At 64.2% G+C, this 12,817-nt stretch carries 11 protein-coding genes; 10 read left to right on the forward strand and 1 reads right to left on the reverse strand.

What is annotated here, in order from left to right:
- Positions 1-47 precede the first annotated feature (47 nt).
- Complete coding sequence (locus AC1C2Q_RS11260) at positions 48-1,259, reverse strand: acyl-CoA dehydrogenase family protein (RefSeq protein ID WP_495450157.1); 1,212 nt, start codon at positions 1,257-1,259, stop codon at positions 48-50.
- Between the two features lie 149 nt (positions 1,260-1,408).
- Between AC1C2Q_RS11260 and AC1C2Q_RS11265 the strand changes: the two genes are divergently transcribed.
- From AC1C2Q_RS11265 to AC1C2Q_RS11310, 10 genes are all read left to right on the forward strand, one after another.
- Positions 1,409-1,930 carry a MaoC family dehydratase gene (locus tag AC1C2Q_RS11265; protein ID WP_495450158.1) on the forward strand — a complete coding sequence of 174 codons (522 nt, stop codon included), beginning with the start codon at positions 1,409-1,411 and terminating at the stop codon, positions 1,928-1,930.
- Positions 1,931-1,942: 12 nt separating this feature from the next.
- Positions 1,943-2,866, forward strand: a complete 924-nt coding sequence (locus tag AC1C2Q_RS11270; RefSeq protein WP_495450159.1) for an HpcH/HpaI aldolase/citrate lyase family protein — start codon at positions 1,943-1,945, stop codon at positions 2,864-2,866.
- The gene (locus AC1C2Q_RS11275; RefSeq protein ID WP_495450161.1) at positions 2,863-4,122 is read left to right on the forward strand and encodes a CaiB/BaiF CoA transferase family protein; all 1,260 of its coding nucleotides are present in this window, start codon (positions 2,863-2,865) and stop codon (positions 4,120-4,122) included. The genes AC1C2Q_RS11270 and AC1C2Q_RS11275 overlap by 4 nt, the downstream gene beginning before the upstream one ends.
- Positions 4,100-4,603, forward strand: coding sequence for a MaoC family dehydratase (locus AC1C2Q_RS11280; protein ID WP_495450162.1), 504 nt, complete (start codon positions 4,100-4,102; stop codon positions 4,601-4,603). Before AC1C2Q_RS11275 ends, AC1C2Q_RS11280 begins: the two co-directional genes overlap by 23 nt.
- Entirely contained in the window at positions 4,600-5,937 is a 1,338-nt protein-coding gene (locus tag AC1C2Q_RS11285) for an MmgE/PrpD family protein (RefSeq protein ID WP_495450163.1), read from the forward strand. Before AC1C2Q_RS11280 ends, AC1C2Q_RS11285 begins: the two co-directional genes overlap by 4 nt.
- Before the next feature lie 107 nt (positions 5,938-6,044).
- The gene (locus AC1C2Q_RS11290; RefSeq protein WP_495450164.1) at positions 6,045-7,244 is read left to right on the forward strand and encodes a thiolase C-terminal domain-containing protein; all 1,200 of its coding nucleotides are present in this window, start codon (positions 6,045-6,047) and stop codon (positions 7,242-7,244) included.
- A gap of 3 nt (positions 7,245-7,247) precedes the next feature.
- On the forward strand, positions 7,248-7,763 hold the full coding sequence (locus tag AC1C2Q_RS11295) for a Zn-ribbon domain-containing OB-fold protein (RefSeq protein WP_495450165.1): 516 nt from the start codon (positions 7,248-7,250) through the stop codon (positions 7,761-7,763).
- A complete protein-coding gene (locus tag AC1C2Q_RS11300; RefSeq protein ID WP_495450167.1) occupies positions 7,756-9,831 on the forward strand; it encodes a hydantoinase/oxoprolinase family protein in 2,076 nt (691 codons plus the stop codon). Before AC1C2Q_RS11295 ends, AC1C2Q_RS11300 begins: the two co-directional genes overlap by 8 nt.
- Complete coding sequence (locus AC1C2Q_RS11305; RefSeq protein ID WP_495450168.1) at positions 9,831-11,900, forward strand: hydantoinase B/oxoprolinase family protein; 2,070 nt, start codon at positions 9,831-9,833, stop codon at positions 11,898-11,900. The genes AC1C2Q_RS11300 and AC1C2Q_RS11305 overlap by 1 nt, the downstream gene beginning before the upstream one ends.
- A 96-nt stretch (positions 11,901-11,996) precedes the next feature.
- Entirely contained in the window at positions 11,997-12,791 is a 795-nt protein-coding gene (locus tag AC1C2Q_RS11310) for an SDR family NAD(P)-dependent oxidoreductase (protein ID WP_495450169.1), read from the forward strand.
- Positions 12,792-12,817 lie beyond the last annotated feature (26 nt).

The raw sequence follows: 12,817 nt of genomic DNA on the forward strand, positions 1-12,817 counted from the left end.
AGAAACGATGTTAGTTGAGGGTCTATCATTCCGCACGGATTGTCCCCCTAGCGGAACGGCGTGGGGGGAAGCAAGCGATCGGAGATGAGGCGCTGCATGATCTCCGATGTGCCTTCGAATATCTTCGTGAGCCGTGCGTCCCTCCAGTGCCGCTCGACCGCGAAGTCGGTCGTGTACCCCGCGCCGCCGTGGATCTGGAGTGCAGCCGATGTGACCTCTTCAGACATTTCCGCGGCGGCGTACTTGAGCATTGCTGCCTGCATTTCCGAAGCCGTGCCCGCGTCGACGTCCGCGGCGACCTGATACATCAGCGCACGGCACGTTTCAATAGCGGTGGCCATGTGCGCGATGCGGAACCTGGTCGCCTGGAAGTCGCCGATGGGGTGGCCGAATTGCTCCCGCTCTTGGACGTACTTGATCGAATCCTCCAGCGCGCCCCGCGCGAGCCCGATCGAGCGCGCCGCCGTGTGGATGCGCGGTACCAGCATGCCCTCCGCGACGCGCTTGAAGCCGCGGTCTGGAGTGTCTGACTTCTCGTAGCCCAGCAAGCAGTCATCGGGGATGAAGCAGCCGTCGAACGAGAGCTCGAACGTCCGCCACCCGTGGTATCCGATCTTGCGCACGGGGGTGCCGGAAACGCCTTCCGGGAACGAATCGCGTTCCTTGTGAAGAATGAAGCGGCGGATGCCCTCATGGCGATTCGCCGGATCGTAGGGAGAGATTCGGGCGACGATCAAGATGCCGTCGGCCTGGTCGGCGAACGTGCACCACATCTTCTGGCCTGTGATGCGCCAACCGCCGTCGACCTTGTCTGCTCGCGTTTGGATCGCGGAGATGTCGGATCCCGCGCCGGGCTCAGACATCGCGAAGGCGCCCAGCCATTCACCCTGCGCGGCACGCGGCAGGATCTCGGCGCGTTGAGTGGGGTCGAGTGCCTTGGCAACGCCGGAGCGAGTGATGATACTCGCGACACTCATCCACGCTCGAGCGAGCTCTTCGGTGATGAGCGCGTACTCGAACACGCCCAGGCCCAGGCCCCCGTCCTCTTCGGCGATTGTGATGCCGAAGAACCCCATCTCGGCCATTTGATTGCGCAGCGCGTCGGGAATGATCCCGTGTACGGGGTCAAGCTCGTTTGCGATGGGTAGGACCTGTTGCATGGCGAACTCGCGAGCCAGCGCCTGGATCGCCTCGCGCTCCTCGGTCCGGTATGCGTGCGGAATCGGAGGTCGTGGGTCGATGAGCGCGTGCTTTTTCATGCTGGCGGCCTCCTGGAGTCGCGACGCGATGTAGGCGTGGTTACTTATTTGTTCGTCGACTAGCAATCTACACGCTTTCGCGCCCCTCGTACAGCTTCTCGAAAAACTTGTTCGTTGACAAACATACTTCGAATGGCCATCATGGACCCATGACACACACGTCATCGCCATCGGGCGACACGCCTGATCTCGATTCATTCCCCCTCGTCGCCAAGGGCAATAAGTACGACGCATTCGCGATCGACCAGGTGTGGCACCATCACTGGGGGCGGACGCTCACGCAGTCAGATAATGCCATTTTCTCCACTTCGACGTGCGCGTGGCTACCCCTCTTTCTCAATGCGGAATATGCCCGTGGTCTCGGCTACCCCGACACGGTTGTCAACCCGATGTTGGTGCTGTGCACCGTCATCGGACTCTCCGTTGAGGACCTGAGCGAGGCAGGGGGGCCGTTCCTCGGAATCGATGACTGCGTCTTCCTCCAGCCTGTGTATCCCGGCGACACGTTGACGGCGCATTCGACTGTTCTGAACAAGCGCTCATCGACTAGCAAGCCCGGCGTCGGCATCGTGACTTGGCGCACAACGGGAATGAATCAGCGGGGCGAACCGGTCGTCGAGTTCGTCCGGACGAATCTGGTCGCCGCCGTTGGCGCGTCGGCCGTAAAGTGAGAGGAAAACACGATGAGGAAGAACCGACTGCGACGCAGCGAACTGTCGACTCCGGGCTTCAGCCCGAAGATGATCGCGAAGGCGGCGGCCAGTGACGCGGACCTGGTGTTCCTAGATTTGGAGGACTCGGTCGTCGCTGATCAGAAGGTGCCCTCGCGGGCCAACATCATCGAAGGTCTCAATACTTTGGACTGGGGCCGTAAGACGCGCGCGGTGCGAATCAATCCGGTGAGCACGATGTGGTGTCACGGCGACATCGTCGATATCGTCTCGGCGGCGGGTCAGAACTTGGATGTCATCATCATTCCGAAGGTCCTCGGTCCTCGTGACGTGTGGTTCGTCGACGATCTCCTAACGCAACTCGAGACGCTCCACGGCCTCGAGCCTGGAGGAATCGGCATCGAGGTGCTCATCGAGGAAACGCAGGCGCTCTCGCGTGTCGAAGAAATCGCGGCATGCTCCCCACGGCTGGAAGCGCTCATCCTCGGTGTGGGCGATCTCTCCGCAAGTCAGGGGATTCGTCTCGGCCATATCGGCGCGGCCGCAGCGGGTGCTTACGGTTATCCGGGCGATGTGTGGCACTACGCGCGCAACCGTATGATCGTCGCAGCTCGCGCGAACGGTATCGACGCCGTTGATGGTCCGTTCGGGGCCATCTCGAACCCCGACGGGTACGAGCGCGAAGCGACCTGGTCTGCCACGTTGGGCGCCGTAGGCAAGTGGGCAATCCACCCGAGTCAGATCCCGATCGCGAACGCGGTCTTCGCGCCGACGCAGTCCGAGATCGACCACGCGGCCGCGGCCGTCGACGCGGTGCGCGCGGCAGAGGCCCAGGGGCTGGGAGCCGCGTCTCTTGACGGGATGATGATCGATGCGGCGACCGCGAGGATTTTCGAGGCCGTGCTCGAGCGCGCGCAGTTGTGCGGTGTGGCGTGACCGAAGCCGTGAGGAGTGGGGGCCCGCTGGCCGGTGTCAAGGTCATCGATCTGACGTCCATGCTTGCCGGTCCGTACACCACCATGCTGCTCTCGGATCTCGGGGCCGACGTCGTGAAGGTGGAACCTCGCGGGGGCGATCGAACGCGCGCGGTGGGCCCTTTTCGTGCCGGCGACGGGGAAGGAGCGCTGAGTGGCTACTTCCAATCGGTGAACCGCGGGAAGCGCAGCGTCGTTCTCGATCTGAAACAAGAACGCGACGTCGAGAGCCTCCTCGCGCTCGTCGCAGTGGCGGACGTTCTCGTCGAGAACTACTCGGCGGGTGTCATGGAGCGTCTCGGACTCTCGTACGAGCGGCTGGCTGAAGTCAATCCTCGGCTTGTGTACGCTGCTCTTCGAGGTTTCGGCGACCCGCGCACGGGTGACAGCCCGTATCGGGAGTGGCCGGCGTTCGACGTGGTTGCCCAGGCCATGGGAGGCTTCGCAGGAATTACGGGCGAGCTCGGCGGCGCGCCGTTGAAAGCCGGCCCCGGTATTGGAGACATCTTCCCCGGGGCCTTGCTGACAACCGGCATCCTCGCAGCGCTTCGCCATGCCGACCGCACGGGAGAAGGCCAGTTCGTCGACGTGGCAATGTACGACGCGGTGCTCGCTCTGAGCGAGCGCATCGTTTATCAGCACTCGTATCTCGGCGTGGACCCCGCGCCGATGGGCAATGGGCATCCGCTACTTGCCCCCTTCGACATCATGCCCACAAGCGACGGCTGGATCGCCGTGGCGGCCCCCAGCAGCAATCACTGGCGCATTCTCACGGAGGCGATGGGCCGCCCAGAACTGGCCGACGACCCACGTTTTGCAGACAACGCGGCGCGGATCGTCAATGTCGTCGCGGTGAGAGAGGCGCTCGGGGCATGGCTCAGCTCGCACACGACCGCACGCATCGTCGAGATTCTCGGTGGGCGTGTTCCGATCGGGCCCGTGAACAGCGCATCGGATATCTTCCGCGACGAGCATGTCCGTCTGCGAGACATGCTGGTGGAAGTCGAACAACCTGGATCCGAGACTCCGGTGACGATCGCCGGGACGCCGATCAAGTTCACGCGGACACCTTCCGGGGTCCGCGGACGCGGCCCCCTGCTGGGGGAAGACGACGCCCAATCGGTCGTCAAGTCCTGGACAGAGAGCACAGTGGAAGTTGCGGCGGGATGCAACTCGCAAACGAAGGATGCTGCAGATGACGACGCCCATGGATCTTAACACCCTGGTCGCCGATCACGGCTGGTTCGAAGACTTCACCCCCGGCCAGCGGATGCGGCACTTCCGCTCTGCGACGGTTGGAGAGTTTGAGGGCAGCGGTCCCGCGAAGCAAGTGATGAACACCGCCCAGGCGCACTTCAACGACCACTTCATGGCTGGTTCAAAGATGGGAGACGACCGGATCGTCTTCGGCCTTTCGACCGCCTCGCTCGTTTACGGCCTTGCCTCACAAGACACCGCGGAGCACGTCGTTCGGGAGCTGGGCTGGTCACGCCTACGATTCAAGGCGCCCGTACACCACGGGGACACGATCACCGCGTTCACGGAGGTCATCTCCGTTCAGGATGCACCCGATGAACCGGATGTCGGCATCGTGGTATTCGCACATTGGGGGCGTAACCAGGACGCCGTTGTGGTGTTCGAAGGCGAGCGGTCAGCGCTCGTGAGCCGACGCCCGAAGCGAACGGGCAAATCGGCGTGACGACCCTCACGCAGCAGGTGATCGACCGGGCCCGGGCGCTGGGTCCGCTCCCGCCAGAGGTTGTGGCGGGAGCTCAGCACTGCATACTTGACACGCTCGGGGTCGCCATTGCCGGCTCGCATGAGCGCGTCGCTGTCGAGACGCGCCGATATGCGGAATCCGAGGGTGGGTCGCAGCTCGCGACGATCTGGGGCACGGCGCAACGGGCATCGCGCAGCCAGGCTGCTCTACTGAACGGGACCGCAGCGCACGCGCTGGATTTCGACGACGTCGTGGCGGCAATGGAGGGGCACCCTTCGGCGCCAGTTATTCCCGCGGTCTTCGCTGTGGCTGAGGGAACCACGGTGATTGGTTCCGACCTGATCCGTGCCTTCGTCACCGGATTCGAGGTGGAAGCGCTGGTGGGACAGCTTATGAAGCCGTCGCATTACGCGCGCGGGTTTCACACGACCGCCACGGTCGGCGCGTTCGGTGCGGCGGCGGCGTGTGCCGATCTGCTCCGGCTGGACGCCGATGCCTGGGTGAATGCATTCGGCATCGCGGGCGCGCACGCGTCGGGACTGAAGTCGATGTTCGGCACGATGACAAAGCCGCTGCAGGTCGGATCGGCCGCGGAGAACGGCGTGAAAGCCGCGCTTCTCGCGCAGGCTGGTGTGACGGCGCATCCGGACGTGCTTGGTGCCGTGCAGGGCTTTCGCGACACACAGTCCGAAGGTTCGGGGGAGTTGCCACCCAGTCGTGCTGGGCGGTTCGCGGTCAGCGACGTCCTCTTCAAATACCACGCGGCCTGCTACCTCACCCACTCGGCGATTGAGGGACTACTCCAGCTGGCCCGTGAAGGGCTCTCGCCGGAGGATGTGCATTCGGTCGAGTTGAAGGTCCCGGTTGGCCACCTGCGGGTGTGCAACATCGAGGACCCGGTCGCTCCGCTTGAGGGCAAATTCAGCCTCAAGTTCATAGCGGCATCGGCGCTGGTGACCGGAGACTTGAGTGAACAGGCATTCGATGACGACGCACTCCGGGATCCGCGTGTGCGCGCGCTCATGGAGCGAGTGAAAGTGGGTGTCCGAGACGATGCCGCGAGATCCACGATCGTCGCTGTGCGCACCGCTGACGGCCGTGAGCGGGAGATGGACGTGGATGTCAATGCGCCGACGCGTCCTGAAGATCTTGACGTCCGCTGGCAAGCGCTCTCGCGTAAGTTTGAGTCGATCGTGTCTCCAGTGCTAGGCGCGGCGGCGGCGGCGGAGGTCATCCGACGGGTCGCGGAACTCGACACCGCCGAGAGCGTCACCCCGCTCCTGCGTTCGCTATGCGCGGTCGACATCGGTTAATAGTTGGTTGTTCAGCTAGTATCATCCTGTGAGGGCCGCTGGATGGCGGACCTCGGCACTGGCGCTCTGCCGGTGCAAGGCAAGGCATCGAGCGCGAAGGAGCCGCGATGAGTATAGGTGCGAGTATCGTCGGAATCGGAACGAGCCGTTCATTCGGCCCGGATCTTGGCCGTAGCGCGCTTCGCTTGCAGTTCGAATCTTTTCGAGACGCGCTCGCGGACGCCGGAATCGATAAGAACGAGGTCGACGGCCTGGTGACGGCCTGGGGAGAGCCCCGGGGGGTCGACTACGACGAGTTCGCGATTGCGGCCGGTCTGGACATCCGCTGGGCGACGCAGTTGTGGACGCATGGTCGATGGGCTGCGAGTACCGTGCAGCAAGCAGTCATGGCGGTCTCGCTCGGGCTGGCGGACGTCGTGGCCGTCGTCAACAGTGCGGTCGCGGGTGCCGGATACGGTCGGAACTATCCGCCCACGGTCTCATCGCTCGGTGGAGTCGACGAAGCTCGTCGGGATCAGGGCGGACCGTACGCGAACTGGACGATCCATGGCACTCCCGGTGCCGGTGCCGGTGCCGCGTTGGCTGCGCAGCAGTACATGGATCGTTATGGCGCAACGTCTGAGGACATGGCCGTCATTCCGGTAACACAACGCTCGTACGCGCAGAACAACCCGCTGGCACTTCTTCGAGACGCGCCCTTGAGCTTTGACGACTACTTCGCTCAGCCGAAGCTGTTCGGCGAACTCCGTGCGGCCGATATGTGCGAGATGGTCGAAGGATCGACCTGCATGCTTATCACCAGTGCCGAGCGTGCGGCGGATCTCGGTCGCCCGGCGGTTCACATCACCGGTATGCAGGGAATGCAGGCCGGTCGAGAGAATGCGGTGTTCTTCTCGCGACCCGGTATGGGGGCCGGCACCGGCGCGGTCTTCGACTACAAGGCACCCGACAGCTTCCCTGTCTTCGAGATGGCCGGGATCTCCCGCGAGGATGTGGACGGGTTCTATACCTACGATCCGTTCTCGGCCCAGGTATGGATGGCACTCGAGCGTTGGGGCTATGTTGGCGCAGGTGAGGCAGCCGCATATTGCCGTGAAAGCGGGATAGACCTCAGCTCGCCCCTCCCCGTCAACACGTCAGGGGGGAGTCTCGCCGAGGGGCACCTGTATGGCTACGGTCACATGCTGGAGATGGTGCGTCAGTTGCGAAGTGAGGCTGGCGAGCGCCAGATCGCAGACGCGAAGGTGCTCCAATGGGGCGCCCCGTGGGGAGATTCATTGGTGATGACCAACGAACGGATTAGCTGACTCATGGAACAACACGACAAGACAAAATCGGCTACGAGGCTCGAACGATTCGATGCGCCGGCGGGCACCGACCCTATCGTGCACCCCGACGTCGCCGAATTCTGGAACAACATCGCCGCCAGTCGCCTGACCTTGCAACGGTGTGAGGAGTGCCGCGTACTCCGGTTCCCCAGTGCGCCGAATTGCTTCGCATGCCTCAGTGACGAATTCATCTGGGAAGACATCGACCCGCGCGGGACGACCGATGTCGCCATCGAGGCACACAGCGCCGTGGGTGCGCTTCCCAGCAGTGGGCTCAGCCTCACCGAGCCGTGGCGGTCTATGACACCGTACATGTCCGGTGTGGTGAGGATGAGCACGGAGGGCGTGAAGCTCCCGGGACGTATCTTCTGCACGTGCGGTGCGGCGCTCACGCCGGGGACCGAAGTTCAGGCCGTCGCCATCGCGACCATCGGCGAGGCGGTCAATTACGGATTCGTGCATTCGTGCACGCAGAGAAAGGACTCCGAGAGTGAGTGAACTGTCGGCAAGTGTTGTGAAGGACCTTTCGATTGGCATCGACGTCGGGGGTACTTTCACCGATCTCGCCTGTGGCGACGGCAAGACTCTCTGGCGTGCGAAGTCGCCGACTGATCCTGAAGACTTCGGGCGAGGCGTATTGGGTGCGTGTCGACTCGTCGCCGACCAGATCGGGATCACGCTTGAGCAGATGCTGGGCCAGGTGGCTCGGTTCGGGTTGGGTACGACGGCGGTCACCAATGCTCTCGTCGAGAAGCACGGGGTGAAGGCCGGCCTGCTGACGACGGTCGGATTCGAAGACACGCTTGATATGGCGCGCTCGCGTCGGGTGTCCGAAGATGGATTCCTCGTCCCGCCGTGGAGCCCTATCAGTCGTGATGCGGTGTTGGGCGTCGATGAGCGGATCGATCGTGACGGCAACGTGCTGGTTGAGGTGGATCTCGACCAGATTCGTTCCCAGGTTGACGAACTCGTCACCGTCCATGGCATCGAGGCGCTCGCCGTGTCTTTCCTGTGGTCATTCAAGAATCCGGCCAACGAGCGCAAGGTCGCAGAGTTCGTCCGGAGCGAGTTCCCCTCCATCCCGGTGTACTGCGGCTCTGAGCTTCACCCCAGCATCAGAGAGTACGAACGCACGCTGGTCGCGGCGTTGAACGCCGTCACGAGCAGTGCGCTCGACGGCATCGAGGTGCTCGCCGATACGCTCGCCGGATCGGGCCTCAAAGTGCCGCTGCTTCTGTTGCAGACCTCTGGTGGAACGCTTACTCTCGCGGAGGCGCGGCGCTCGCCGATCGTACTGGTCGCGTCGGGACCCGCTGCCGGTGTGATGGCCGCGGCGGAAGTTACCGTGAGCGAAGGTTTCACCAATGCGATCTGTGGCGATATGGGGGGCACGAGTTTCGATCTCGCGGTCATCGCCGGCGGCGAGCCGCAGCGCTCGGAGCGCGGAGAGCTCCACGGCATGATCATTGCGCAGCCGCGCGTCGACACGCTCTCGATCGGTTCTGGCGGAGGCTCGATCGCCTGGGTCGATGGCCGCGGTCTGCTGCGCGTCGGCCCGCGCTCGGCGCGTGCGTGGCCTGGACCGGCGTGTTACGGCAATGGTGGCACCGATGCGACGATTACCGACGCACTTGTGGTGCTCGGTTACATCGATCCTGCCAAATTCCTCGGCGGATCGATGACGCTCGATCGCGACGCGGCGCTGCGCGTGTGCAGTGACCTCGGTGACAAGCTAGGGCTCTCCGCAGAAGAGGCGGCGTGGGGGATCCGCGAGATCGCGCTGGCCGAGATGACCAAGGCCACGCGTCTGCACGCCGGCGGGAGCGGGCTGGACACCCGCCGCCTCGCACTGATCTCGTACGGCGGCAGCGGTGGGTTGTTCACGGGCAGCATCGCGCAGGCGGCGGGGATCGGAACCGTCCTCGTTCCCGCGGCTGCCTCCGTTCTGTCGGCCTTCGGCGCCGCTTCGGCCGATGTTCGACGTCAGCGCATCATCTCGATGACGACGCTGCTCGGCGCGGTCGACCCGGACCAGGTTACCGCCGACCTCAAGGAGCTCGGCCGCGCAGTGCTGGCGGATGTCGGCGATGACGGTGTGCCGGAAGACGCGCGGTCGGTCACATACGAGGTTGGTGTGCGCTTCTACCGCCAGCAGTCCGAGGTCTCGGTCCCCATCCATGAGGGCGTCTTTGACCCTGTCGCGATTCGCGAGCAGTTCATCGCGGCGTATGCCAACCGCTACGGTGAAGGATCCGTCGGGCGCAGTGCACCGCTGGAGATCACGGCGATCCGCGCCATCGGAATCGGGCGTCTCCCGCGCGCGACCTTCCCCCGATTCGAGCGCCCGGCGGGGCATACTGCCCCCCAGCCTGACTCGGTTCGCTCGGTCCACCTGTCGAAAGAGGGAGCGCAGGATGTCGCGTGCTATCGCACGCCCCAGCTGCACCCTGGCGACACGATCAATGGTCCTGCGATGGTCGATGACGTCGACACGACAGTGTTCGTCCCGGCCGGCGCGACTCTCACTATGGGCGAGCGACGCTCACTCCGATTGGAGATGAACTGATGACGATTGACAGCATCACTCTCGAGGTGTTGAGGCACCAGCTGGACGCATTCTGCGCCGAGGGTGCCGTGACGATTCAGCGCACAGCGGTGAGTCCGCTGGTCGCCGAGGGCGGGGACTACTCGTGCACAATGCTCGACGCGGGCGGGCGCCTGGTCACAGGCGGCGGGCACATCCCCTACCACTTCTATGCGGCCACCAACGCGATCGCGGGCGTGCTCGAGGAACACGGCGGTGACATCCATGACGGCGACGTGTTCCTCGCCAACGATCCTCATCGCGGCGGCGGACTGCACGCTCAGGACGTTTTCATCATGCGTCCGGTGTTCGCGAGCGGCTCTCTCGCCGCGTGGATGGCGAACTCGGCGCACGTCGTCGATGCGGGTGGGATGGTGCCGGGGTCGTTCGCGCCTGCCGCCACAGAGGCATACCAGGAAGCAGTCCGGCTGCCGCCGGTGAAGGTGGCGGCGCGCGGCGTGGAACAGGCAGATATTTGGCGGATCCTCCTCAACAACGTTCGCATGGCCGAGATCGTCGAGATGGACATCCGGGCGTTGTGGGCAGGAGTCGACGCTGCGGCGACGAAGGTTCAGGAACTCGCGGAGCGCATCGGCGTCGACGAGCTTCAGGAAGTGTTCAACGAGCTCAACAGCCGTACGGAAGCAGCGGTGCGCAGTGAGCTCGCTCTGCTCGAAGATGGGGTATACCGATCCACGAGCTGGACCGAGTGGAACGAGGAGCGCTATCGTATTCCGTGCACGACAACGGTCGCGGGCGACACGATCCGCTTCGACTACACCGGTGCCGCGCCGCAGACGCCCCACTTCTTCAACACGAAGCAGTACATCGTCAAGGGCAAGATCGGCGTCGAGCTGCGCCGGATGATGGGGCGGGAGCTCCCGCTGAACCAGGGGTTCTATGACGCGCTCGAAGTGATCTGCCCGGAAGGCAGCATCCTGAACTGCTTGCACCCCGCGCCCGTCGGCGCAGCGCACCTCATGGCATCGCACGATGCAAGCGAGGCCGCCCAGCGGACGGTGCACCAGGCGATCGCGGCGTCGCCGGACAGCCCTGCACGTCGGTTCCTCTCAAGCTCGCAGACGATGTCGGCGAACACGGTCGTCACGTTCCACGGACCTGGACTGAGCGGATCGACCGATTCCTGGATCATGGTTGATGGGGTCGCGGACGGCTCACCGGCGGGCATAGACCGGGACGGCACGGACTTTAGTTTCTACCTGCTCGGTTCGACCGCATCGGTGCAGACGAACGACGTCGAGGTCAGCGAGTCGTGGTACCCGCTCCGCTTCCGGCACCGCCGGCTTCGCACGGGTGTGAGCGGAGCCGGCCAGTATCGCGGTGGAGCAGGAGTCGACCTCGAGTTCGTCGTGGCAGGATCGCCCGAGATCAGCGGGTCGAGTATCGGCGGGCACGGTCTCGTTCCAATGGTCGGCACGGCCGGTGGCGCAGCCGGACTCCCGACCGAGGTCGAATTGCGTGATGAGGCCGGCCGCGCCACGCGTATCAGCACACTCACGCAGGGCTTCCCCCTTCCCGAAGGGCATAGCTATGTTGTCCGCGCCGCGGGCGGTGGGGGTTGGGGAGACCCTCTGGATCGGGAGATCGAAGCCGTCGTGCGTGACGTGGAGCGCGGTCGTTACTCGGCTGCGGACGCGGCAGAGGTGTACGGTGTGGATGTCGCAACGCGCACAGACGGTCTGCGGGAGGGCATTCTCGCAGCGAGGTTGCAGCGCGCGGAGCCGCCTTTGATGCCCCCGCCGAGCATCGACCCGAACGATCTCGTGAACGAGAGCGCGCCCATTGCACCGGGAGTCTCGCAACGCGCCGACATCGCTATCAGCGACCGCTCCGGAGCAGTTCTGGCGCGGGCACCGCACCATTGGACAGATGGTAGCCCCGTACTTCGCGGGGTCGTGGCCGACGGGATCGAGACGAGAAGCTATCTCGATCCACGCACCGGTCACATCCTGCATACGGAAGTCGTTGCCAACGGGGAGCTTCGGAGCTTCGAATCGATGCCTCTCCGTTGGGCGTCGGCAGGACTATGACGGCAGCGTCGGGTGGAGACACGGCGCACTCCACATGACCTCGCCGTGAGTAGAATTGGTAGTTGGATAGCTAGCTAATATTTGGAAGGTTCAACGATGAACACATCACCTGAGTCCGGTACGGGCGCACGCACCAATGCCGTCGTCGCGGGCAAGCGGGTCATTGTCGTCGGCGGGGCGAACGGGATCGGCGCGGCATGCGTGCGTTCCCTTGTCTCATCCGGGGCATCCGTTGTGTCCCTTGATCGGGACGCGGAGGCCGGTCAGCAGGCGGCTGCGGATGCAGGGGCGACCTTCCACCGCTGCGACGTGACGGTGCGCGAGGAAGTGTTCGCGACGGTCGACAGGGCGGTCGATGAGTTGGGCGGGCTGGACGCTCTTGTGCATGCCGCAGGCATTCTCGTGCAGGGCCCCGCCGAGGAGATCACGGACGAGACCTGGAGGCGTGTGATGGAGGTGAACGCGCTCGGTCCGATGCATACCAATCAGGCAGTGTTTCCGCACTTGAAGGACGGCGATCGAAAGAGCATCACTAACTTCGCTTCCTCATCGGCACTGACCTCATATCCGAATGGTGCGCTCTACTCTGCGTCGAAAGGTGCTGTCACCTCGTGGACCCGCACGATCGCGCATGAGTGGGCCAAGTATGGCATCCGGGCCAATGTCCTTCATCCTTCCGCGGCGACCCCCATGTTTCACCAGCACCGCGCCAAGATGTCGCCCGAGGAGCTGGAGGCGTACGACGTGCTCCTGCGCGATAAGGTGCCGCTGGGCGGCACATTCGGCGATCCCGACACCGAGATCGCCCCCGTGATCACGTTCTTGGTGAGCGACGGCGCGCGTTTCATCACTGGTCAGAATGTCGCCGTCAACGGCGGCTATTACATCTGACCGAGGCGTCGCAGCCGCGATGACAG

This window comes from Microbacterium sp. Y356 (assembly GCF_059445355.1).